The sequence below is a fragment of the Micromonospora sp. WMMD712 genome (assembly GCF_029581295.1).
Classification (GTDB): Bacteria; Actinomycetota; Actinomycetes; order Mycobacteriales; family Micromonosporaceae; genus Micromonospora; species Micromonospora carbonacea.
This window is the reverse complement of the sequence record NZ_CP120743.1, coordinates 1,581,646-1,604,351: the sequence shown is the minus strand read 5'-3', so window position 1 is coordinate 1,604,351 and position 22,706 is coordinate 1,581,646. Positions and strand designations below refer to the sequence as shown.

The window sequence follows — 22,706 nt, the reverse complement described above, 5'->3', positions numbered from 1 at the left end:
CCGCGCCCGACCGCACCTGGCCACCCGACCGCCCGGCCGCCCGGCCGCTCCGGCGCTGATCATCGTGCCGGGGCGGTCGGGCGGTCGGGCGGTCGGGGTGACGCGGGGCGGGCTCAGCGCTCGGCGGAGGTCGCCTCCGCCAGCAGCTCGGGGCGGATCACCACGAAGAACGGGACGATCAGCACCGCCGCAACGAGGGCGAACAGGGCGAACGTCACCCGCAGCCCGAACAGCTGGGCGACCGCTCCGCCGATCGCCGCACCGACCGGCATCGCCCCCCAACTGAACAACCGGGCCGCCGCGTTGTACCGGCCGAGCAACTCGTCGGGGACCAGCACCTGGCTGATGGTCCGGGAGTTCACCGTCCAGAGCACCCCACCCATGCCGCCCAGGAACGCGGCCACGGAAACCGCGACGACGTTCGTGGTGACCGCCGGAATCCCGACCATGACCACCGTGCCGAGCAGGTCGCCGAAGAGCGCCCACCGCTGCCCGAGCAGCCGGTTGATCCAGCCGACGGTGGCGGCACCCACCAGGCCGCCGACGCCGAGCATGCTCAGTATCAGGCCATACTCCTGGGGACTGGCGCGCATGACCTGGGTAGCCATCAGCGGCATCAGCGCCAGCCAGACGGCCCAGGCCGAGCAGAGCACCGTCAGCGCGAGCGCCATGAAGCGCAGCAGCCGCTGCCGCCAGAGGAAGGACAACCCCTCCACGATCTGGCGCCGTACCTTGGGCGGCTCGTCACCGGTCACGGCCACCGGCCGGAACCGGCCCACCAGCAGCACCAGCAGCAGGGCGCCGGCCACGTACGCGACAGCCGTCGCGCCGAGCGCGATCGCGCTGCCGAGCGCGACCAGCAGGCCGCCGACGAACGGGCCGGCGAACTCGTTGCAGACGGTCTCCGCCCCGGCGATCCACGCGTTGGTCCGCTCCCGGCCGGAACGCGGCACGGCCGCCGGGATCATCGCCACGGCGGCGGTCAGCGCGACCACCTCCGCCACCCCGAGGACCAACCCACCGACATACAGCGCGGGCATGGTGAGCCCGTCGGCGAGATAGAGCCAGGCGAGGGTGACCACGACCAGCGTACGGGCGCCGTCGGCCAGCCAGAGCAGCCGCCGTCGGTCGAACCTGTCGACCAGCACACCGACGTGCAGGGAGGCCAGCAGCCAGGGCAGGGTCAGCGTGATCGCCACCCCGGAGACCTGCGCTGGTGAACTGGTCAACTGGGTCGCCAGCAGCGGCAGCACGATCTTGGTGACGCCGTCGGCCAGGTTCGTCAGGGCCGTGAAGGCGACCAGGGCGAACGAGTTGCGCGCACCGGCGACCGGGGAGGGCGTCGCGGAGGTGTCCGGCGGTTTCCCTGCCTGGTGCGGACCGGCGGTCAGCACCGTCCCGCTCTCGGCGGCGACACTGGCATCGGTCGTCGACCGCTCGTTACCGGTCACCGATCGATGCTCCAACCTCGACGGTCGACTCGGCCAGCTGTGTCAGCGCGGCGGCGATGTCCCGGACGGACGGCTCCTTCATTGCGGCATAATGGTCGGTGTCCACATCGACGACGATAGTGCCCGAACCGAGCAGTTTGGTCCACCCCTCGACATCGGCGTGGCCGAGTTCGGCGTCCACCAGGACGGCCGGGGTGTCGACCGGCTCGGTCGACACGTAACCGCCCATCGCCCGCCAGTGCCGGACCATCGCCGTGAGCCGGTGCCGGAGCACCTCGATCGGCACCGGCGAGCCGTGCCCGTGCAGGAGCGCGTCGAGCACCCCGAGAGCGTGCTCCACGTCGTCGTCGAGCCGTAGGCGCGGCGGCACCAGGTGCCCGGCGTCGATCGAGCGCAGGATCACGCCGACGAAGGCCTCCAGATCCCCCTCGTCGTCGTTGGCGGGCGCGCCGTCCGGTGGCGACGAGTCGACGATCAGCAGCCGAGGGGGTTGGACACCCTGCTGGCGCAGCCGCAGGGTGATCGCGTAGGCGACCAGCCCGCCGAACGACCAGCCGCCGATGATGTCCGGCAGTCTCGGCTGGGCGAGCAGCGCCGATGCGTACCGCTCGGCCAACGCCGGCACGGTCCAGGCGTCGTCGTCCGGTGCGCCGGTGATCCGCCAGGACTGCGGCAGTGCCGCCACCAGCTCCCGGTAGATGGAGTGGTCGGTACCGCCCGCCGGACGGATCAGGTGCAGGTGCACCCCGTCGCCGGTCCCGGCGCGCAGTGTCGCGTCTCCCGCCGGGCCGTCCATTTCGGCCGTTTCGGTACCGGTGCCGGGTGGCCCGCTGAGTGTGATCAGCCGGCCGAGGGTCGGCCGGTCCAGCCACTCCAGCACGTCGACCGGTGCGCCGGTGTGCCGTTCGATCTCCGCCATCAGGTCGAAGACCTGCAACGAGTGGCCGCCGAGGTCGAAGAAGTCGGTGTCGGCCGTCGCCTCGTCGACCCGCAGCGTCCGTCGCCACAGCCCGGTGACGACGTCCGCGACCGGGTTCACCGGCCCGACCGTCGATCCGTCCGCTACCGGAGGGCCCGCTGACCCGTTCGCCGGCCCGACCCGATGCGCCGACGCGATCCGGTACGCCGGTGCGGTGCGGGAGGCCACCCGGAGCGCTTGCACCGGCACGTCGGCCCGGCCGCCGTGCGCGAGCACCCCGTCGAGGTCGGCGAGGAACCGCAACACCGTCGCCGCGTCGAACCGGCCGGTGTCGTACTCCACCTCGACGGTGGTGCCGTCGGGGTGCTCGAAGACGCCGAGGGCGAGATCGTTGGTTGCCCCGGTGCTGGGGCTCGCCAGCAGCTCGGTCTCCCGGTCACCGAGCCGCACACTGCCGCCGATGTGACCGTGGTAGGTCAGCAGCACCGCCGGCATGGCACCGATGCGTTCGCGTGCCTCGACCGGCAGGGCGGCGTGCATCACCGCGTACGGCACCTGCTGGTGCTCCAGGCCATCCCAGAAGTCGTCCCGGGCCCGGCCCACCACCTCGTCCAAGGTGTCGTCGTCGTGTACGGTGCCGGCGGCTACCACCACGTTGGTCAGGTATCCCACGCACCGTTCGTCGCGCTCGCCGAGCCGGTTCGCCACCGCGACACCGACGGCCACCCGGGTACCGGCACCACCCCGGGCGAGGACGACGTGCACGGCGGCCAGATATCCGGCGATCGGCGTCATACCACCCCGCTTGGTCAACCCCCGCACCCCGTCGACGGCGGCCGGGCTCAGCCGGTGACGCAGCACCGCGCCGGGTGACCCGAGGTCGTCGGGGGCCCGGCCGGCCGGAGCCCGGTCGGGGAGCACCGTGGCGCAGGCGACCGGCTCCCCGCCGCCGAGGTGCCGCACCCAGAAGTCGATGCTCTCCTGCCAGCTCCCGTCGGCGAGCGCCGTCCGGGCGGCCCGCGCGTGCGGCAGGAACGGCACCGGCTCGCTGTCGAAGGCGGTCGACGCACCGCCCGGCCGGCGGCTCTCGATGTCGTACGCCTGAGCCAGCTCCTTGACGACCCGCTGCACCGACCAGCCGTCGAGCACCGCGTGGTGGACGGTGAGCAGCAACTCGTGCCGGTCGCCGACGGTGACCAGGCAGAGCCGGGCCAGCGGTGCCCGCCCCAGCTCGAACGGCCGACGGTGGGTGTGCGTGGCGACCAGGTCGAACAGGTCGGTGCCGGCCGGCGCGGCCGGTGCCGGCCAGGCCAGCTCGGTGAGTACGGCCGGAGCCGTCGCGGAGATCTCCTGCCAGACCGCGCCGTCGTGGGCGACCAGCGCGGTGCGCAGCGCCTCGTGCCGGTCCACCACGGCCTGCCAGGCCCGGCCGAGCACCGTCGGGTCGAGGTCGCCGACGGCCATCCGCCAGGTGAGGTTGTAGAGGTCCTTACGCGTCGACCGCTGCTGCACCCACCAGAGCGCCTCCTGTTGCGGGGCGGACGGTTCCACGGTCATGGCAACTCCCGGAGCAGACGGTGCGGTTGACGTTCGTACGAGACGAGTGGGCCCTCCCCGGTGCCCGCCTCGGCGTGCAGCACCTGGCCGATGACCAGGGTGTGGTCGAGCAGCGGGGCGGTGCCCAGCACCCGGCAGACCACGCTGCTGGCGGCCTGGGTGAGCAGCGGGACGCCGTACCGGTGCTCGATCGGCACGTCGTCGAAGCGGTGCTGCGGCGCCCCGGTGGCGAACCGGGCACAGAGCGCCCACTGCCCCCGGGCGAGCACGTTGACCGCGAAGGTGCCGGCGTCGAGGATCGCCCGCAGGGTCCGGCTGCCGGAGTCGAACGAGACCCCGATGCTCGGCGGGTCTGCCGAGATGGACAGGACCGATGTCGCGGTGCAGCCCACCGGCTGCTCGGCGGTGCCGGTGGTGACCACGGTGACGGTGGCGGCGAACCGGATCATGGCGTCCCGGAAGGCGGCCGGCGACAGCGTGGTGTCGACGGCGGCGGGTGGCTGCCTCATCGGGCCAGCACCTCCGCGAGCGCCCGCCGGTCGATCTTGCCGTTGGCGTTGAGCGGGAAGTCGTCGAAGGCCGCCAGGGTGGTGGGCACCATGTAGGCGGGGAGCCGGCCGCGCAACGCGGCCAGCAGGGTCTCCCGGTCCTGCGGGGTGCCGGTGTAGGCGGCGTCGAGGACCTGCTCGCCACCGGGCCCGCTCCGGGCGACGACGATCGCCTCGCGTACCCCGGGCTGTTCCCGGAGAACGGCCTCGACCTCGCCCAGCTCGACCCGGTACCCCTGGATCTGCACCTGGTGGTCTAGTCGACCACAGTGGACGAAGCCGTCGGCGGTGACCCGGACCCGGTCCCCGGTGCGGTACCAGTGCGCGTCGGTGAGCGGCGTGGCCGGGTCGTACGCCGTCGCGGTGCCGCCGTCGTGGGCCAGGAACCGGCCGGCGTTGTCGGCCGGATCGAGATAGCCCGGGAAGCGCTGCGCGCCACGGACGCACAACTCACCCTCGCCGGCCGGACAGCCGTCCTCGTCGAGCACCAGATACTCCAGCCCGGCGAAGCCGGTGCCGATCGGCACGGTGCCGTTCGGTGGGGCGGGCCACCGGTCGGGATCCCGGGGCAGCGCGTACCCGGTGCAGGTGACGGTCAGCTCGGTCGGGCCGTAGCCGTTCTCCACCACGCTGGCCGGTGCCGCAGCCGCCCAGGCCCGCGCCTGCTGGAGGGTGAACGGCTCGCCGGCGAACATGCTGCGCCGCAACGTCGGCATCGAGTCCGGCGGCAGGGCCCGCAGCCGCTGGGCGAAGGAGATCACCGAGGGCACCGAGAACCAGTGCGTCAGGCTGCGGCGCTGGACGAAGCGGACCGGGGTCAGGATGTCGTTGCGGCCGGGTACGACGAGCGTAGCGCCGGAGCCGAACGTGGCGAACAGGTCGAGCACCGAGACGTCGAAGGTGAGGTCGAAGGTCTGCGAGACCCGGCAGCCCGGCCCGAGGCCGAGACGCTCGATGATATGACCCAGGTAGGCGCAGACGTTGCGATGCCGGATCGGCACCCCCTTCGGCACCCCGGTCGAGCCGGAGGTGAACAGGATGTACGCCAGCTCGGTCGGCGCCGGCTCGGCAGCGGCCGGCAGCGGGCCCGCGGCGGCCGGCTCCCCGGTGGCCAGCGTCGCGTCGTCGACCGTCAGCAGCGGCGTCGGCAGCTCGGCCGCGGCGCCGCCGGCCTGGGCCAGGACCAGGTCCAGCTCGGCCGCTCGGGTGATCGCCGCATTGCGCGCGGCCGGAAAGGACGGATTCAGCGGTACGACGGCACTGCCGAGCCGGGTCACGGCGAGGTAGCCCGCGTAGGCGGCGAGGGTGCGGCCGGCGAGCAGCCCGACCCGGGCGGGCCGGCGTCCCCCGTTCGCCTCGATCAGCCCGGCGGCCAACCGTCCGGCGATCGACTCCAGCCGGGCGTAGCTGACGACGTGCTCGCCGACCTCGAGCGCCGTCGCGGACGGGTGCAGGGCGGCCGAGCGGGCGAACCAGCCATAGAGCGAGGTCGGATGCGGGGGTCCGGAGGCAGCGGTCATGGCGACTCCTCGATCGTGGCGACGCAGGCGGGCAGGGTGCTGATCAACTGGTCGAAGGCCTGTGTCAGTACGCCGGGGCGGGGCCGGCCACGAGTGGCCGAGTCGGCGGCGAAGCGCAGGGCACGCGGCAACTGCTCCCAGGCGTCGCACGCGACCTGGGCCGCGTGCGGGTCGATCCGGCCGGCGGCGGCGTGCTCGCCGTGCCGGTACCGGAAGTGCCGGCTGGCCGCCCAGAGGTCCTCGATGTGCCGAGCGAGCAGCTGACCGTTGGCGAGCAGGGTCTGTGCCACGTGCCGCAGCGCGGCGCCCGGCTCGTCGATCCAGGTCCCCTCCCGGGTGGTGGCCGCGTCGGGGTGGCGGGCCAGCCAGCGGACGTGGGTCACCGGGGGCAGCTCGACCGGCGTGCCGAGCGCGTACCGGTCTCGGTCGACCTGCTCGGGGGCCGGGTCGGCGATCGGTCGCAGGGCCGCCGACAGTTGCGCGTCGTCTAACCACCCGAGGTACGGGTCCTGCCACCCGGCCGGGGTCAGTGCGGCGAAGTGGTCGGCGACCAGCCAGCGCCCCTGGTCGTGCTCGCGCAGTAGCAGCCAGTGTGGTGCGTGCGTCCGGCCGTATGACGGCGACCAGGGAAGCTGGTACGTGTCACCGCAGGCGAGCACCTGACCGGCCTCGGCCAGCTCGGCGCGCAGCTCCGCCCGCGCCGGTTCCCAGGCCGGTGCCGAGCGGTAGGTCAGGCCGTACCCCCGGTCGTCCACGTCCAGTCGCGGGTGGTGCGAGAACGCGAGCCCGTCCGGCAGGTCGGTCCGGACGGCGAGCCGGACACCGTCGGCCAGCCGCTGCCGCACCGCCGGGTCGGTCGGCTCCAGACAGGCCACCAGGTTGGTGGTATAGCAGGTCAACTCCGGATACCCGAGCATCATCGGCTCCCTGGGAGTGGGGCGTAGGCACAGCTGAACGGGATGTCGGACGCCTCACGCAGGCTGGTCCAGCGGTAGCGCCCCCAGCGCCCGTGGTGGGCGTAGGGCCGGACGTCGATCGACCACGGCTGGCCGGCCATCCCGGTGCCGGCAGCCTTGACGCACGCCTCCTGCACCGTCCACACCCAGGCCAGCTCGGTGGCCCGGTGGCGCATCGGGAGTCGAGCCAGCTCGTCGGTGTGCTGCCGCAGGCAGCGGTGCAGCAGCGAGTCCGGCACCGTGTCGGCCGGATGTTGCACGTCGACCCCGACGGTGTGGCCCACCGCCACGCCGGCCGCCACACTACCGGCGTCGTGGGCGATGCTGATCCCGACGTACGGCCAACCGACCAGGTACGGCCGGCCGCTGTCGGCGTACGCGACGGTCGCGTCCCGGGCCTCCGGAAGCACCTCGGCGAGGAGGTGGCGCAACGCGGCACGCCCGGCGAGGAGTTCGGCCCGGCGCCAGGGCGGCAGGCCCTCCAGACCGGCTCGGTCCCCCGCCACCGGACCGGACGATCCGTCGGCGGCGCGGTCCACCGGACCGGGCGATGTGTCGGCGGCCGGTACGAGCAGCACCGTGATGCCCGGCCGGAGCCGCACCCGTACGCTGTTCATCGGTCGATCCGCCGCAGGATCGCGTCGACGTGGTCGGCGACCACGCCGAGCACCACCTCGGTGGTGCCACCGCCGATACCGAAGACGGCGGCCTCGGCCCGCAGCCGCTGGGCCCCGCCGACGGCGAACCCGTCGGCGCCCTGCAACTGGGCGCACTCGGCGAGCACCACCTCGACGGTCGGCCCGACCGCCGCCTTGAGCAGCGCTCCGGCCGCACCGTCGGAGTCGACGGCGGCGGGGCCCAGCACCCGGCAGAGCGCGTCGAGCTTGACCACCTCGGTCAGGCAGCGGGCGAGGCGCTGCCGGACGGCGTCGGAGTGCCACAACGGGGCGTCGGCGACGTGCCGCCGGAGCAGCCGGGCCCGGGTGTCGGCGATGACCCGCCGGCAGAGCGCCACCGCCCAGAGCGCACCGGCGAGCCGCTCGGTGGCCATTCGCCGGGCGAAGAGCGGCAACCCCAGGCCGGTACGCCCCAGCAGGCGCGCCCCGGGCAGTCGGACCCGGTCCAGCTCGACGTGGCCGACCCCGGAACCGCCGAACAGGTCGGTGTCGGCGGCGGTCACGGTGACCCCGGGCGCCCCGGCGGGCACCAGCACCCAGCTGAAGCAGGTGAAGTGTCGGCCCGGCCGTTGCCGGGCGAGCACCAGCAGATGATCGGCCCGGGTCGCCCCGGTGATCCACCTCTTGGTGCCGCTGACGGTCAGGACACCGTCGGCGCCGGACTCGACGGTGGTGGCCAGCGCGGTGAGGTCGGAGCCGGCGCCGGCGTCGGTGGCCGCGAGTGCCACGGTGGCGGCGCCGGAGAGCACCCGCTTCAGGGCCTCGGTGGCCGGCGGTGACCCGGCGGCGAACTCGGCGAGCAGCGGCACGGCGGTCGACGCCTGGACCAGGACGGAGAGGGTCACCCCCGGGGGCCGGGCGGCGTCCAGGGTGGACAGGGTGGTGGCCAGCGCGTCCGGGTCGATCCGGTGACCCGGACGACCCGGCGCGTAGAACCGGTCGAGCAGGCCACCGGTGCCCAGCGCGCGCCAGACCGCGCACCCGTCGGCGTCCGGCGGCACCGGACCGAGCACGGCGTCCAGGTCGGCGCGGAGGTCCGGTGACCGGCCGTCGGGGTCGGCCGGTGCCCGGGAGGCGACGGCCAGCGCCGGCCCGCTAGACAAGGTGCACGTCCGGGTCGAGCAGGGCCAGCTTGCCGTCGGCCAGGTGCAGCCGGTCGTTGCTGTAGTTCAGCGCCGCCGACCGCAGGTCACGGTGGGCGCGTTCCAGCCCGGTGACCGAGCCGCGCAGGTACCCGTGGCGCAGCCCGACCGCGTCGATGAGCGCCTCGACGGCCTGGTAGCACTGCTCGGCGGCGGTGATCTTCAGCGCGTTGAGCAGCAACTGCACCCGGGGTACGGACAGCTCCGGCGCCGACTCGACGACGTCGGCGGTGTGCCAGAGCAGCGCGTGCACCGTGTCGACCCGTTGGCGGGCCGTCGACAGGCGGGTGAGCAGCAGCTCGGAGTCGAGGTCGGCGCTGCCCCGGCCGGTCGGGCTGCGCAGCATCCGCAGCACCCGGGAGAGCGCCCCGGTCGCGGTCCCCAACCAGCACGCGGACCAGCCCAGGTGTGCCAACGGGGCGAAGGTCTGGAGGGCGATCTGCCGGAAGCCGCCCTGCCCACCGAGGACCTGGTGTTCCGGCACCCGGCCGGTGAGCCGCAACGCGAGGCTGTGACTGGCCCGCATGCCCATCGGCTGCCAGTCGCCGGACGCGGTCACCTCCAGTTGGTCGCGGTGGGCGTAGACCAGCGAGACCTGGTTGGCCGAGCGGGCACCGGGGCTGCGCATGGTGACCAGGAACCCGTCCGCGACCGCGCCACCGGTGACGATCGGGGCGAACCGGTCGATGGTCAGCTCGCCGGCCGCCACGCCGAGTTCGGTCTCGGAGCTGAGCAGGTGGCCGCCCTTGCCGGCCTCGGTGGTGACCGAGGCGAGATAGACCCGACCGGCGGCGATCTCCGGCAGCAGTTCGTCGGCGAGCTTCGGCTCGGCGTGACCGACCACCGCGGCGACTTGCTGGCAGTGCATCACGAAGATCATCGCCAGGGACATGTCGACCCGGCCGAGCTGGATGCTGGCGGCGAGCACGTCGCGCAGGTTGCCGCCCAGGCCACCGTGCGCCTGGTCGACCAGCAGGCCGAGCAGGCCCGTGACCCGCAGCTCGTCGAGGGCCTCGACGGGAAAGCTGGCCAGGTCGTCGGTCTTGTCGACGTGCCCGGCCGCCACCGCGCAGACCCGCTCGACCAGCGCGGTCGCCTCCGGCCGGGCGGTCACGACGTCACCACGGAGTCGCCCATGGCGCGCGAGACGACCTGCCACAGGCTGCCGGCGGTGGCGAAGGTGTGCTCGGTGAGCGCGTCGTCCGGCAGGACCACGGCGAAGGTGTCCTCCACCGCGAACATCAACTCGATCGCCTGCATCGAGTCGAGGCCCAGCTCGCGCAGGTCCGACTCCTCGGTGATCGGCTCGCCGGCGGCGAACGGCAGGAAGGGCTCCAGCATGGCGACGAAGCGCGGGTCCAGGGTGCTCATGGGTGGTCACGACCTTTCGGGACGGCGGGCCAGTTCCAGGCGGGTGGTACGCGGTGCCCGGTCCGGGTCGTCGCTGTCGAGGACGACCTCGTCCGGGATGGGGTGCCCGAGGAAGGCGAGCAGGCTGGCGTAGAGCCCGTACGCGCCGACCGAGGGCACGGTGAGGCGGTCACCGGGACGCAGTGGCGGCAGGTCGGCGCTGCGGGACCAGGTGTCCAGCGGGGTGCAGAGCGGGCCGGTGACCAGGGTCGGCCGGGTGGGTACGGCCACGCCGGCACCACCCGCACCGGCCGAGGGCTCGGCAGAGTCGGCAAGGTCGGCGGAAGCGGGAAGGTCTGCGGAGGCGGCAAGGTCGGCGGAGGCGGCGAGCAGCCGGGGGTTGAGTGGTGGCAGCCGGCGCAGCCCCGACATGCCACCGAGGTGGTTGATCCCCGAGTCGAGCACGATCACGTCCCGGTCGTGCGAACGCTTCGCCTCGATCACCGTGACCACCAGCGTGCCGGCGGTGGCCACGAGATACCGGCCGGACTCGAAGACGACCTCGGGTCGGCGGTCCCGCCAACCGGTCGCCAGCTCGTCGAGCAACCCGGCGAGCCGCTCCCGCAGGCCGGTCAGGTCGACCGGTCGACCGGGCTGGGCGAACGGCGCACCGAATCCCCCGCCGAGGTCGAGCACCCGGAACCGGACACCCTCCGGCTCAAGCGCCGCCGCCAGCTCCCGGGCGGTCTCCAGTGCGTGCCGGAACTGCGCCAGCAGCTCGTCGACCGAACCGATGTTGCTGCCCATGTAGAGGTGCAGGCCCTCGACCAGCACCCGGTCGGTGCCGGCGAAGTGGGCCGGTGCCGCGAGCACCTCGGCGGTGTCCACCCCGAACTGGGACGCGACACCGGTCATCGCCAGCCCCTGCCCCCGGGCCGGCCGGCTGTCGTTGATCCGCAGCAGGCAGGTGAGCCGGGCCCGGTGCGCGGCGGCGAGCCGGTCGAGCTGGCCGATGGCGTACGCCGAGTCGACCGAGAACGACCGGACCCCGGCGGCGAGTGCCGTGTCGAGATCGGTGTCCCGCTTGCCCGGCCCGGTGTAGAGCAGGGTCGCCGCCGGCCATCCGGCGTCCAGGGCGGCGTGCAGCTCACCGGGTGAGCAGACCTCGGCACGGGCCCCGCCGAGCAGCAGCTCCCGCAGAATGTCCGGGTGCGGGTTCGCCTTGAGCGAGTAGTACACGGTGGTCGGTTCGGGCAGGGCGGCACACAGTGCGGCGAGGTTGCCGCGCACCTCGGCCAGGTCGTAGAGGTAGGCCGGGGTGGTGTCCAGCGACGACGCCACCGCGTGGACGGTCGACCGGGGCCCGGCCCGGAGGCTAGACATGGTGGCGCTCCTCGACGAGTGCGGCGACGGCACGGCGGTCGACCTTGCCGTTGGCGGTCAACGGCAGCGCCGGCACCACCAGCGCGCGCCGGGGCACCTTGTACTCCTCGATCTGGCCGCGCATCGCCCGCAGCAGCTCGTCGGCCGTACCGTCGGCGACCGCCACCAGCACCGCCGGGCGTCCCTCGGTCGGCGCGAGCACCACCGCCGCCTCGACCCCCGGGCAGCGCCGTGCCGCCGCCTCCACCTCGGTGGTGCTCACCCGAAAGCCGCGTTCCTTGTAGATGTCGTCGCGGCGACCGTGGAAGTAGAGGTAGCCGTCCTCGTCGAGCCAGCCGTAGTCGCCGCTGCGCAGCTCGGGAAAGAGGCCCTCGGCCCGGTGATAGCGGGCGGCGGTCTCCGCCGGGCGCCGCCAGTAGCCGGCCATCACGTGCGGGCCACGGATGACGAACTCGCCGATCTCCCCCGGCGGCAGCCGCCGGCCGTCGGCGCCGATGGTGAAGACCTCGGTGCCGGGCAAGGCGACACCGCAGGCGCCCGGCCGTTCCAGGTCACCGTCCGGCGGCATGATCGCCACCCGCTTGCACTCGGTCAGCCCGAACATCACCTGGATCCGCAGGTCGGGCAGCCCGGCCCGCAGGTCGCGCAGGACCGGCGCGGGCATCGCGGCGCCGGTGGTGGTGAGCAGGCGCAGCTTCGGCAGCGCGATACCGGTGCGGCGTTGCAGCCGGGCCAGGGCCTCGGCGACGGCGGGCACCGCCGGCAGCACGGTGGCACCGGTCCGCTCCAGGATCCCCGGCAGTGGTGGCCCCACCTCCGCCTGGCTGCCCAGCCGGACCTGCGCACCGCTGAGGGCGGCGAGGAAGAGCTGGTAGAGCCCCACGTCGAAGGAGAGCGGCAGCGGGCAGTACACGACGTCGTCGGCGCGGTAACCGAGCACGGACTGGATCGCCCCGGCCACGAACGCCACCTGCTGGTGGGTGCTGACCACGGCCTTGGGCTGTGCGGTGGTGCCGGAGGTGTAGATCAGGCAGATCGGGTCGACCACCAGGGGCCGCCGGGCCGGCTCCCACCGCGTTGCTTCCGGGTCGGTGCCGACGGCGGCCAGCTCGGCGACACCGGCGGTCGGTACGCCCCGGTCGGCGGCCAGCGTGCGGGCCGCGTCGTCGTCGCTGACCAGCAGGACCGGCTCGCAGTCGTCGAGGACGTGTGCCAGCGCCGGGCCCCGGACCTGCTCGTGCAGGAGCGAGAAGACCGCGCCGAGCCGGGACGCGGCGTACACCAGGGCGACCAGGCCCACGGCGGACGGGGCGACCGCCACGACCCGCTGGCCGGGCCGGACGCCGCGCCCGGCCAGCCAGCCTGCGATCCGGGCACTGGCGACGGCGAGGTCCCGGTAGGTCCAGGTGGTCTCCCCGGCGGAGACGGCCGGGTGTGACGGCCAGCGGTTGGCCGCGTCGTCGAGCAGGTCGTGCAGCAGGCGGTCAGGCCGCATGGGAACCTCCGCTGGGGGTCGCGCCGGCCTCCTGTCGGGGGCTGGCCCGCAGGACGATCTCGCACAGGTCGGCGACCCGGTGCAGCCGTTCGGGGACCAGGTCGTCGGGGTGGAACTCGATCCGGAACCGCTGCTCCAACCGGTCGACGATCTCGACCATGCGGAAGGAGCTGAAGCTCGGCACGGTGTCGAGCGCGGTGGCCGCGGTCAGGCCCGGCCCGGTGTCGTCGAGCTGGAGGACCGACCGGACCACCTCGGTGACCTCGGCGCTCAGCTCGGGCCGGACCGTCCCGGCGACGGCGGCCGGTGGCGCCGGCCGGGCCGGTGCAGCGGCGAACACCGAACGGTCGGTGTCGAGCGCCTCGGCAAACGTCGCCAGCAGGCCGGCCGGCTCGGGCCGACCGCGCTGCACCCGGCGGGCCGCGAGGTAGGTCTGCTCCACCACCCGGTCCCAGCGGGCGAGCTGCGCCGCCTCGGCCGCCGTCTCGGCACCGCCCCGGTGGGCCGCCCGGTAGGCGGCGTGCAGCCGGCGCTGCCGGGCCAGCAGCCACGTCTGGAGGGTGAGCGCGTCCAGGGCCACCACTCGATCCGGGTACGCCCGGTAGGCGTCGACGTAGGCGTCGACGGTCGCGGCGTCGACGGCGTACCCCGGCTGCGGGGCCGCCGGCAGCTCACCCGGCACCGGACCGGCCACCACGGCCCCGTCCGGCACGGCGGCGGCCAGCTCCGCGCCGGTCAGCGTCCACCGGCCCGGCCGGGCCGCGCCCCACGGCGTGTCGTTGTGGTACGCGTCGGTGACCGCGAACCCGGAGCCGTCCGGCTCGATAAGGAAGCTGTGCTCAATGTGGCGCTGCCCGTGGTAGGGCACCCACCGCAGGTGGTACGCGTCGGCGACCACGTAGCAGAGCCCGTGCTCGGTGACCTCGGCCACCAGCCCCGCGCCGTCGGTGTGGCGCAGCGGCCCGGTGTCCGGTGTCGTTGGGGTGGCGGGCCGGTGCCCGGCGCCCGGCTCGCACCAGCCGACGCCGAGCCGGTCGGTGGCCTCGGCGAGGTGCTCGCGGACCGCCGGCTCGACGGTCGGCAGCCCGTCGGCGCCGGGCCGGGGCCGCAGCTCCAGGCTGGCGCCCAGCCGCAGATGAGTGCCGGTGCCGTGCCAGCGGTCGGCGAGCACGGCCAGGTTGACCTGGACGCAGTCCAGCAGCTCGGCTCGGATCGTCGCTGGCTCGTTCACCGGCGCACCTGCGCGAGGATCGGCGCGGCGGGTACCGGCTCCAAGCCGGCCTGGGCGGCACGCAACATGGCGGCGGCTGGCTCCTCGTCGGTCAGCTCGCCGGCTAACAACTGCTGGTAGGCGGCGAGGTCGAGATATCCGCTGCCGCTGACACAGACCAGGATCGGCCCCCAGGCCCCTCGCTCAGTGTGGCCACCGGCGAGCTGCGCGGCGACCGCCAGCGCGTGCCCGGACTCCGGCGCGGGCAGCACCATCTCGCTCCGGGTGAGGTGCCGCCCGGCATCCAGGGCGGCGACCTGCCCGACGGCCACCGCCTCGACCTGACCGGCGTGCCGCATCGCGGAGATCAGCTTGGCCGCACCGTGGAAGCGCAGGCCGGCGGAGTGAGAGTCGGGGATCCTGTAGTCGCTGCCGATGGTGTACATCGCCTCCAGCGGTCCGGTGCCGGTCTCGTCGGTCCGGTCGTAGGCGTACACCCCCCGGGTGAGTTTCGGGGTGGCGGCCGACTCGGCGGCGACCAGCCGGGGCGCGGGCACCCCCCGGGCCGCCGCGTCGGCGAAGAACGGCAGCGCGACACCGCCGAAGTTGGAGCCGGCGCCGACCGCGCCGACCACCGTGTCGGCCTCGACGCCGAGCGTGGCGAGCTGGTCGAGGGCCTCCAGGCCGATCACCGACTGGTGCAGGATGCTGTACGTCTCACCGCTGCCGATGCAGAACGCCGCGCTGTCGCGCTCGGCGGCGTACTCGACGGCCTCGCCGATGGCGAGCGACAGGCTGTTGCCGGTACTGCCGTCGGTCGCCCTTGCAACCTCGGTGAGCCCGCTCGGGCTTGCGTGCAGCTCGGCGCCGAGCATCCGCATCAGCACCCCTCGGTACGGCTTGCGCTCCAGGCTGGAGCCGACCATGAACACGGTGCAGCGCAACCCAAACCAGGCGCAGGCCGCCGCCAGCGCGGTACCCCACTGCCCGGCTCCGGTGCCGGTCACCAGTTCCTCGACGCCGGCCTGCCGGTAGTAATACGCCTGGGCGAGCGCGGTGTTCAGCTTGTGGCTGCCGGAGATGTTGCCGCCCTCGTACTTCAGGTAGATCGGGATGCGGGCGCCGACAGCGCGTTCGAAGCCGGTCGCCCGCCACAGTGGAGTCGGCCGGAACCGCCGGTACGCGTCGAGCACCTCGTCCGGGATCGGCCAGTGTTCGCGCTGCCGGATGCTCTGCCGCACCAGCTCCATCGGCAGGTTGACGGTGACCTGGGCGCCGTCCGGGCGCACCGGGGAGCGGTCCGGCGGGAGCTGGTAGCCCAGGTGCGGCAGCACACTGCGCCACCTCGTCGGCGTGGCCCCGGCGCTCATCGGTCGGCCCCGGCGGCTTCGACGACCACGTCGATCAGGTCGGAGACCAGAGTGAAGCTGCGGCCGACGAAGATGTCGTCCGGCAGCACCAGGTCCAAGTCGTCCTCCAACCGGACCAGCATGCCGAGGAACCCCAGCGAGTTCACCCGGAGCAGCTTGCCGTTGAGCGGCTCGTCGTCGGCGATGTCCTCGGGGCGGTACGCCAGCCGGGACTCCGCGATCACCACCCGCTTGACGGCGGTGGCGACGGCGGCCCGGTCGACGTCGGTGGTGGACGGTTGGTCAGGCATCGGTGGTGCCTCCCATCTGCGGGTCGGGGTGGCGGGGCGCCTCGGCGGGGGGCGGCACCTCGTCGCGGAGGGCGCCGTGGGCCTGGACGAGCCAACTGCTGGTCAGCAGGGCGGGCAGCCCCACCGAGCCGCGCACGTGCAGCCGGCCGGTGGAGATGGAGAGCTCCGGTCCCATCCCCATGGTCGGCCCGTCGTGCAGCCGCAGTGAGCCGTTGACCACGATGGTCGCGGCGTCCACTCCGGCGACGAAGCGGTCGACGGTCGGCCGGTCGGTGCTGACGATCCCCTCGGTGTGGCCGGAGCCGTGCCGGCGGATATGGGCGATGGCCTGGTCGACCCCGGTCACGGCGAGCACGCCGATGGTCGGGTCGAGGAACTCCCGGCCGAGGTCGTGCGGCTCCAGCGGCTGCACGCTGACCGCGCCGGTCGGATCGGCCGGCGTCGCCCCGGCCGGTGCCAGCTCGGGCGGTATCCGCAGGACGCATCTCCGGCCGTCGCGGCCGGCCCGGTCGAGCAGCGCCGCCACGAAGCGGGGGGCGACTGACTCCTCGACGAGGACCAGCTCCAACGCGTTGCAGGCGGTTGGGTCGGGCAGCTTGCTGTCCAGTGCGATGGCGGCGGCCGAGTGCAGGTCGGCGCTGTCGTCGACGTAGAGGTGGTTAACCCCGCCGCCGCTGGCGATCACCGGAATCGAGGTCGCGGTGCGGCAGTAGTCGATCAGCGACGGGCTGCCCCGTGGGACGAGGACGTCGACCGAGTCCGGCTGCGCCAGCAGGGCGCGCATCGTGGCCCGGGTCGGGTCGTCGAGGACCGTTACCAGGTCCGGCGGCAGTCCGGCGAGCGCGGCTGCCTGCCGGCAGGCGGCTCCCAGCTCGACGTTGGTCGCGGCGATCTCCCGGCCGGCGCGCAGCAGGACCGCGTTGCCGACGCTGACCGGCAGCAACGCTCCCTCGACGGTGACCGTCGGCCGGGCCTCGTAGACCATCAGCACCAGGCCGAGCGGGCGGGGCACCTGCCGGCGTACGCCCCAGGCACCGATCGGGATCTCCGGCCCTGGGGCGGTCACGGCCGGTAGGGCGTCGTGGACGGCGTCGGCGAGGGCGGCCAGGTAGGCGAGCTGGGCGTCGCCCATGACCAGCCGGTCGACCAGGGTCTCGGGCAGCCGGCGTCGGCGGGCGCTGGCCAGGTCCTCGGCGTTGGCCTTGCGGATGGCCGGCCAGCCGTGCCGGAGCTGGGCGGCGAGTTCGCGGCAGTAACGCTGGTAGGCGGGGTCTCCGGGCGGCGGTGCGTCGGCCAGCGCCGACCGGGCGGGGCCGGTGATCTCGGAAGTCATGGGTCTCCTACCACATGAACTGGCCGCCATCGACGATCAGCTTCTGCCCGGTCAGGTAGGCGCTGCCCGCGCCGACCAGGAACTCCAGGGCATCGGCGATGTCGTCGGTGGAGGCGATTCGACCTTGTGGGATCTCGGTGAGCACGGCGGCCCGCGCCTGCGGGTCGTCCAGGTTGAAGCGGCCGACGAGTTCGTCGGTCCAGGTCATCCCCGGGATCAGGCAGTTCACCCGGATCCGTGGCGCCAGCTCCAGCGCCAGGCACTTGGTGAGCTGGAGCAGGCCGGCCTTGCTGGCGCAGTAGTTGACACCGTTGAGACGCGGCCGGATCCCGGTGGTGGCCCCGACGTTCACGATCACCGACCCGGGCCCGGCGCCGGCCTGGGCCAGCATCGCCGGTGCCAGGGCCCGGGTCAGGTAGAACGGGCCGTCGAGGTTGATGCCGAGGACCCGGTCCCAGTCCTCGGTGGACATCTCCAGTAGTGGCCGGTCGATGTTGCGTCCGGCGTTGTTGACCAGTACGGTCGGGCCGCCGTGCTCGGCGACGATTCGGGCGGTGACCCGCTCCACGTCGGCGGCGTCGGCGACGTCGAGGCGTACCGGCCAGAAGGAGTCACCGAGCTTGGCGTGGGCCTGCCGGGCCGCCTCCTCGTCGGAGTGGTACAGCCCGACGACCCGGTGACCGAGCGCCACCAGTCGGGTCGAGAAGGCCAGCCCGATCCCTCGGGTGCCGCCGCTCACCACGGCCAGCGGGGCGGTCACCGGGCACCACCCGTCACGGCCAGCACCCGCTCGCGGTCGATCTTGCCGGTGACACCGACCGGCAGCTCGGCCAGGACCAGGACCCGGTCCGGCACCATGTACGCCGGCAGCAGCTCGGCCATCCGGCGGCGTACCTCGGCGGGCAGCTCGTCGGCCGCCGGCCCCTGCGGCACCACGCAGGCGGTCAGCCGGGGCCGGCCCTGCGGGCCGCTGTCGAGCACCACGACCGCGTTGCGCACCTGCGGCAGGCCGACCAGCACCGCCTCCACCTCCTCCAGTTCGATACGGAAACCACGCAGCTTGACCTGCCGGTCGGTACGGCCGAGAAAGATCAGCTCGCCGTCGTCGTCGAGCCGCACCAGGTCACCGGTGCGGTAGAAGACGCCGTCGCGGCCGGGCAGCCGGACGAACCGCTGGGCGGTGAGGTCGTCCCGGTCGAGGTAACCCCTGGCCAGGCACGGCCCACCGAGATACAGCTCCGCCGGCTGGCCCGGGAGGGCCTCGTGGCCGTCGGGATCCAGCAGGAGCAGCTCGTGACCGCCGACGGCCGAGCCGATCGGCACCCGGTCGCCGCCCGACCAGCCCCGGTCGATCCGCCGGTAGGTGGCCGTGATCACCGCCTCGGTCGGCCCGTAGGTGTTGTAGAGCGGGATGTGCCCGAGCGGCCCGTTGGACCATCTGCGCACCACGGCGGCGCTGACCGCCTCGCCGCCGAAGTAGATGCCCCGTACGCCGGCCAGTGCCGCGACGTCGGCGTCGGTCAGGTCGTCGGCGAAGAACGCCTCGAAGTACGCCGTCGGGCACTGCACCCGGGTGACACCGTAACTACGGATCCGGTCGAAGAGCTGGGGACCGGTCCACATGGCGGCACCACGTACCACCAGGACGCCACCCTGGACCAGGGGAAGCCAGATCTCCTCGATCGAGGCGTCGAAGCTCGGTGAGGAGAAGGAGAGGCAGACGTCCCCCTCGACGTGCCCGTAGTCGACCGCCACGTGGCGCAGGTGCAGCGCCAGCGGCCCGTGGTCGACGCAGACACCCTTCGGGGTGCCGGTCGAGCCGGAGGTGTAGATGACGTACGCCAGGTCCGTGCCGGACGGCCCCGAGCCCGGCACACCGGCGTCGGCCCCGGCCTCGTCGTCCACGCCGGAGTCGGCGCCGGTCAGCGACTCGACGTCGGCTACCGGCAGCGTGGTGGCGGGGTGCCTGCGGGAGCCGGTGTCCAGCACGAGCCGGGAGCCGCTGTCGCCGAGCAGGTGCCCGATCCGGTCGGCCGGCAGTTGCTGGTCGACCGGCACCCAGGCGGCACCGGCCAACCAGCTGCCCAGGGCGGCCGCCACGAACTCCGGGGTCGCCGGGCCGTGGAGCGCCACCAGGTCACCGGGGCCCACCCGCCGGTCGCGTAACGCGGCGGCGAGCCGACCGGCCCGGCGCCACAGCCCGCCGTAGCTGACCGTGCGGTCGCCGCAGAGCAGCGCCGTCTTCCCGGGTGCGGCCAGCGCGTGCTGGCGCACCAGGTCAACTACGGTGCTCACACCGACCGCCCGTTGGCCAGGGCGAGTGACCCGGTGGTGGCGCCACGTTCGTCGACCAGGGACGCCAGCGCGGCGAGAGTCGGCCGGCGGAACATGTCGCTGACCGCGATCCGCAGGCCGGTCTCGGCGCGCAGGGCGTCGATCAGCTTCAACATGTCGAACGAGGTGCCGCCGAGCACGAAGAACGAGTCCTGCGGGCTCTGCGGTGGACGGCCGAGCAGCCGTTCCCAGAGCCCGGCCAGCAACTCCTCGGTGCCGGTCGGCGACCAGTCCGGGTCGGCGTCACGCTGCTTGGCCGGCCGGAGTTCGCCGCTGTCGAAGCGGGCGGCCAGCGCGCTGCGGTCGACCTTGCCGTTCGGGGTCAGCGGGATCGCGTCGACCGCGACGATGTGCTTCGGGATCGTGTACGTCGGCAGGGTCTGCTGGAGCGCGGCCCGGATGGCAAATTCGTCGAACGCACCACCCGGCGTGGTCCGGACGAAGAGGCAGAGCGCGGCGCTCTCACCACTGCCGTGCACCGCCGCCGCAGCGGCGGCGACCGCCGGCAAGCGCTCCGCCGCGATCTCGACCTCGCCGAGCTCGACCCGGTGTCCCCGGATCTTCACCTGACCGTCCCGGCGCCCGAGGAAGATCAGTGTCGGGCCGTCCGGGCCGTCGGCGGCCACCGCGAGGTCGCCGGTGCGGTACATCCGACCGGGCGGGTCGGTGAACGGGTCGGGCCGGAACGCCGCGTCGGTCCGGTCCGGATCGTTGATGTAACCGTCGGCGGGGCAGATCCCGCCGAGGAAGACCTCACCGGCCGCACCGGGCGGCACCGGCCGCCCCTCGGCGTCGAGCAGGTGCACGTCGACCCCGGCCAGGGGCAACCCGATCGGGACGTGCGACGGGTGCTGCCCCGCCCCGCCCGCCAGGGTGTGCACGGTGACCGCGTGCGTCTCGGTCGGCCCGTACAGGTTGGTCAGGCGCTTGCCGGGCATCCGGCCCAGCAGGGCGCGGCTGCGGCTGTCCAGGTGCAGCTGCTCGCCGGAGACGTTGAGCACCTCGAGGTCGGCCAGCGCCAGATCGGCGTCGGTCACCGAGGCGGCGAAGGCACCGAGCACGGCGACCGGCAGGTAGATGTGGGTCAGCCGGGCCCGGTCGACGAGGCGGGCGACGGCGTCGAGGTCACGCCGGTCGGTCGCGCCGAGGCCGTACACCGTGCCGCCGGCCACCAGGGTCGGGAAGATCTCCTGGTAGGAGACGTCGAAGCCGAGCGGGGCGTACTGCAGGAACCGGGTCGTCGGGCCCATGCCCATCGCGTCGATCTGCCACCGCAGCAGGTTGACCAGCGGATCCTGCCCCATGTGGACGCCCTTGGGTTGGCCGGTGGAGCCGGAGGTGAACATGACGTAGATCGGGTCGGTGCCGCTCGGCTGGGCTGGCACCGGCAGGTCGGCGCCCCGGTCGGCGAGGTCGTCGACGCTGGCGCGCGGCGGCTCGTCGGATGTGACCGGCGCCGGGCTCACCACGTACCGGCAACCGGCCTGACGGAGCATGTAGGAGAGCCGGTCGGCCGGCAGGGAGAGGTCCAGCGGCAGGTACGCCGCTCCGCAGCGCAGCACCGCCACCATCGCCGCAGTCGTGTCCGGCAGCGAGTGCGGGACGATGGCCACCACGTCACCGGCGCCGACGCCGTCGGTGCTGAGCGCGGCGGCGATCCGGTCGGCCCGGTCCATCAGCCCGGCGTAGCTCAGGTCGGGTGCGTCGGGGGCGCTGATCGCCACCGCCTCGGGCCGGGCGGCGGCGGATTCCCGCAGCAGGGCGAGCAGCCCGCGACCGCCTGCGGTGTCGGCCCGGTCCCCGGCGTGCAGGGCCGGCTGCCGGCGGTGCGCCGAGGCGGCGGTCAGCGGGCCGGTGTCGCCGGTCGGGTCGGCGACGACCCAGGCCAGTAGCTCGATGTACTCGTCCAGGAAGCGGTGGGCGTAGGCGTCGGGCAGCAGGTCGCTGTCCCACTCCAGCTCCAGCTCCAGCCCGTCGCTGACCGGGGTGGCGGCCAACCAGATGTCGAACTTCGCCGTCTCGTTGTGGGTGTACTCCAGTTGCATGCCGAGCCCAGGGGCGATCTCCCGCCGGGTGACCAGGTCGTCCTGCATTGCGAACATGCACTGGAACAGCGGGTTGCGGTTGCTGCCGCGCTCCGGGCCGACCGCCGCGACCAGGGCGTCAAAGGGGATGGACTGGAAGCGGCGGGCGGCGCGTACCGCACCGGAGACCTCGGCGCACTGCTCGGCGAAGGGCCGGTGCCGCGCCGGCAGGACGACCGGCAGCGTGTTGACGAAGAACCCGCACAGGTCGTGCGAGGCGATGGTACGGCGGTTGACGAAGGGCCCGCCGACGATCACCTCGGCGTTGCCGGAGTAGTCCCCGAGCAGCAGGGCATAGCAGGACAGCAGCAGGCAGTACGGCGTGGTGCCGAGGGTCCGGGCGGCGCGCTCGACGGCGGCGCGCTGCTCCGGAGGCAGGATGACGCTGCGCAGCCGGCCGTTGAACCGGGTGTCGACCGGGCGCTCCGGCACCGGATAGAGCAACGTCGGGGGTACGCCGGCGAGCGTGGCGGCGAGCGCCTCGACCTCCCCGGCCTCGATCGCCGCCTGGCTGACTCGGCACTGGGCGGCCAGCTCACCGACGAGCCACCGCTCCCGTTGGACCACGTCGACGTCCTCGACAACGCCCGCCGGCCCGGCCCCGGTCGCGCCGGCCAACCGGTAGCCCTCGACCAATTCGTCGAGGAAGACCCGCATCGAGACGCCGTCGTTGATGGCGTGGTGGACGTTGCAGAGCAGGGCGGTCTGCGCCGGGCCGACCAGGAGCCGGAACCGGCACAGCGGGGCCTGCCGCAGGTCGACCGGGGTGGCGGCGAAGCGCCGGCTCTGCTCGGCCAGCCGCGCGGGCCACTGCTCGGGCGGGCAGTCGACCCGCTCCACGTCCATCGGTGCCGGCATGGGGGGGCGAATCTCGGCGACCGGTTCGCCGTCTGCGGCGTCGAACCGGGTACGCAGCGTGGGCTGGACGGCGATCAACCGGTCGAGCGCCCGACGCAGGGCTGCCTCGTCGACCGCCGTGTCGAAGACCACCCGGAAGCTGATGTTGTAGAGGTCCTTGCGGGGGACCGCCTCCTGGATGAAGAGCAGGCTGCGTTGGGAGGGCGTGACGGGTATCTGGACCATGGCG

18 protein-coding genes are annotated in these 22,706 nt (G+C 73.7%); all 18 read right to left on the bottom strand.

The window, feature by feature from the left end; translation table 11 throughout:
* Nucleotides 1–113: 113 nt before the first annotated feature.
* The 18 genes from O7633_RS06550 to O7633_RS06465 are packed head-to-tail and all read right to left on the bottom strand — an operon-like array spanning nucleotide 114 to nucleotide 22,702.
* Nucleotides 114–1,451 (bottom strand): MFS transporter, encoded by a 1,338-nt coding sequence (locus O7633_RS06550; RefSeq protein WP_282326782.1) that lies wholly within the window; start codon nucleotides 1,449–1,451, stop codon nucleotides 114–116.
* Nucleotides 1,441–3,927, bottom strand: coding sequence for a condensation domain-containing protein (locus tag O7633_RS06545; protein ID WP_282326780.1), 2,487 nt, complete (start codon nucleotides 3,925–3,927; stop codon nucleotides 1,441–1,443). The genes O7633_RS06550 and O7633_RS06545 overlap by 11 nt, the downstream gene beginning before the upstream one ends.
* Entirely contained in the window at nucleotides 3,924–4,436 is a 513-nt protein-coding gene (locus tag O7633_RS06540) for a flavin reductase family protein (protein WP_278136084.1), read from the bottom strand. The genes O7633_RS06545 and O7633_RS06540 overlap by 4 nt, the downstream gene beginning before the upstream one ends.
* Complete coding sequence (locus O7633_RS06535) at nucleotides 4,433–5,995, bottom strand: amino acid adenylation domain-containing protein (protein WP_278136083.1); 1,563 nt, start codon at nucleotides 5,993–5,995, stop codon at nucleotides 4,433–4,435. Before O7633_RS06535 ends, O7633_RS06540 begins: the two co-directional genes overlap by 4 nt.
* Nucleotides 5,992–6,912, bottom strand: coding sequence for a hypothetical protein (locus O7633_RS06530; protein WP_278136082.1), 921 nt, complete (start codon nucleotides 6,910–6,912; stop codon nucleotides 5,992–5,994). Before O7633_RS06530 ends, O7633_RS06535 begins: the two co-directional genes overlap by 4 nt.
* Entirely contained in the window at nucleotides 6,912–7,568 is a 657-nt protein-coding gene (locus O7633_RS06525) for a 4'-phosphopantetheinyl transferase superfamily protein (RefSeq protein ID WP_278136081.1), read from the bottom strand. The genes O7633_RS06530 and O7633_RS06525 overlap by 1 nt, the downstream gene beginning before the upstream one ends.
* The gene (locus O7633_RS06520; protein ID WP_278136080.1) at nucleotides 7,565–8,731 is read right to left on the bottom strand and encodes an acyl-CoA dehydrogenase; all 1,167 of its coding nucleotides are present in this window, start codon (nucleotides 8,729–8,731) and stop codon (nucleotides 7,565–7,567) included. The genes O7633_RS06525 and O7633_RS06520 overlap by 4 nt, the downstream gene beginning before the upstream one ends.
* Nucleotides 8,724–9,884, bottom strand: a complete 1,161-nt coding sequence (locus O7633_RS06515; RefSeq protein ID WP_278136079.1) for an acyl-CoA dehydrogenase family protein — start codon at nucleotides 9,882–9,884, stop codon at nucleotides 8,724–8,726. The genes O7633_RS06520 and O7633_RS06515 overlap by 8 nt, the downstream gene beginning before the upstream one ends.
* Nucleotides 9,881–10,141 (bottom strand): phosphopantetheine-binding protein, encoded by a 261-nt coding sequence (locus tag O7633_RS06510; RefSeq protein WP_278136078.1) that lies wholly within the window; start codon nucleotides 10,139–10,141, stop codon nucleotides 9,881–9,883. Before O7633_RS06510 ends, O7633_RS06515 begins: the two co-directional genes overlap by 4 nt.
* Before the next feature lie 6 nt (nucleotides 10,142–10,147).
* Nucleotides 10,148–11,503, bottom strand: coding sequence for a type III PLP-dependent enzyme (locus O7633_RS06505; protein ID WP_278136077.1), 1,356 nt, complete (start codon nucleotides 11,501–11,503; stop codon nucleotides 10,148–10,150).
* On the bottom strand, nucleotides 11,496–12,998 hold the full coding sequence (locus tag O7633_RS06500) for a class I adenylate-forming enzyme family protein (RefSeq protein ID WP_278136076.1): 1,503 nt from the start codon (nucleotides 12,996–12,998) through the stop codon (nucleotides 11,496–11,498). The genes O7633_RS06505 and O7633_RS06500 overlap by 8 nt, the downstream gene beginning before the upstream one ends.
* Nucleotides 12,988–14,229: an acyl carrier protein gene (locus tag O7633_RS06495; RefSeq protein WP_278136075.1), complete on the bottom strand. Its 1,242-nt coding sequence runs from the start codon at nucleotides 14,227–14,229 to the stop codon at nucleotides 12,988–12,990. Before O7633_RS06495 ends, O7633_RS06500 begins: the two co-directional genes overlap by 11 nt.
* Nucleotides 14,226–15,578: a TrpB-like pyridoxal phosphate-dependent enzyme gene (locus O7633_RS06490; protein ID WP_278136074.1), complete on the bottom strand. Its 1,353-nt coding sequence runs from the start codon at nucleotides 15,576–15,578 to the stop codon at nucleotides 14,226–14,228. The genes O7633_RS06495 and O7633_RS06490 overlap by 4 nt, the downstream gene beginning before the upstream one ends.
* Nucleotides 15,575–15,868 carry an acyl carrier protein gene (locus O7633_RS06485; RefSeq protein WP_278136073.1) on the bottom strand — a complete coding sequence of 98 codons (294 nt, stop codon included), beginning with the start codon at nucleotides 15,866–15,868 and terminating at the stop codon, nucleotides 15,575–15,577. Before O7633_RS06485 ends, O7633_RS06490 begins: the two co-directional genes overlap by 4 nt.
* Complete coding sequence (locus tag O7633_RS06480; RefSeq protein ID WP_278136072.1) at nucleotides 15,861–17,201, bottom strand: glutamate-5-semialdehyde dehydrogenase; 1,341 nt, start codon at nucleotides 17,199–17,201, stop codon at nucleotides 15,861–15,863. The genes O7633_RS06485 and O7633_RS06480 overlap by 8 nt, the downstream gene beginning before the upstream one ends.
* A gap of 7 nt (nucleotides 17,202–17,208) precedes the next feature.
* A complete protein-coding gene (locus O7633_RS06475) occupies nucleotides 17,209–17,961 on the bottom strand; it encodes an SDR family oxidoreductase (RefSeq protein ID WP_278136071.1) in 753 nt (250 codons plus the stop codon).
* Nucleotides 17,958–19,496 carry an amino acid adenylation domain-containing protein gene (locus tag O7633_RS06470; protein WP_278136070.1) on the bottom strand — a complete coding sequence of 513 codons (1,539 nt, stop codon included), beginning with the start codon at nucleotides 19,494–19,496 and terminating at the stop codon, nucleotides 17,958–17,960. Before O7633_RS06470 ends, O7633_RS06475 begins: the two co-directional genes overlap by 4 nt.
* Nucleotides 19,493–22,702 carry an amino acid adenylation domain-containing protein gene (locus O7633_RS06465; RefSeq protein WP_278136069.1) on the bottom strand — a complete coding sequence of 1,070 codons (3,210 nt, stop codon included), beginning with the start codon at nucleotides 22,700–22,702 and terminating at the stop codon, nucleotides 19,493–19,495. Before O7633_RS06465 ends, O7633_RS06470 begins: the two co-directional genes overlap by 4 nt.
* Nucleotides 22,703–22,706: the final 4 nt, after the last annotated feature.

Bases quoted from the DNA above. Each gene is read 5' to 3' on its own strand.
- O7633_RS06545 (WP_282326780.1), bottom strand. From the start codon at position 3,927: ATGACCGTGGAACCGTCCGCCCCGCAACAGGAGGCGCTCTGGTGGGTG.
- O7633_RS06540 (WP_278136084.1), bottom strand. From the start codon at position 4,436: ATGAGGCAGCCACCCGCCGCCGTCGACACCACGCTGTCGCCGGCCGCC.
- O7633_RS06535 (WP_278136083.1), bottom strand. From the start codon at position 5,995: ATGACCGCTGCCTCCGGACCCCCGCATCCGACCTCGCTCTATGGCTGG.
- O7633_RS06530 (WP_278136082.1), bottom strand. From the start codon at position 6,912: ATGCTCGGGTATCCGGAGTTGACCTGCTATACCACCAACCTGGTGGCC.
- O7633_RS06525 (WP_278136081.1), bottom strand. From the start codon at position 7,568: ATGAACAGCGTACGGGTGCGGCTCCGGCCGGGCATCACGGTGCTGCTC.
- O7633_RS06510 (WP_278136078.1), bottom strand. From the start codon at position 10,141: ATGAGCACCCTGGACCCGCGCTTCGTCGCCATGCTGGAGCCCTTCCTG.
- O7633_RS06505 (WP_278136077.1), bottom strand. From the start codon at position 11,503: ATGTCTAGCCTCCGGGCCGGGCCCCGGTCGACCGTCCACGCGGTGGCG.
- O7633_RS06500 (WP_278136076.1), bottom strand. From the start codon at position 12,998: ATGCGGCCTGACCGCCTGCTGCACGACCTGCTCGACGACGCGGCCAAC.
- O7633_RS06490 (WP_278136074.1), bottom strand. From the start codon at position 15,578: ATGAGCGCCGGGGCCACGCCGACGAGGTGGCGCAGTGTGCTGCCGCAC.
- O7633_RS06485 (WP_278136073.1), bottom strand. From the start codon at position 15,868: ATGCCTGACCAACCGTCCACCACCGACGTCGACCGGGCCGCCGTCGCC.
- O7633_RS06480 (WP_278136072.1), bottom strand. From the start codon at position 17,201: ATGACTTCCGAGATCACCGGCCCCGCCCGGTCGGCGCTGGCCGACGCA.
- O7633_RS06465 (WP_278136069.1), bottom strand. From the start codon at position 22,702: ATGGTCCAGATACCCGTCACGCCCTCCCAACGCAGCCTGCTCTTCATC.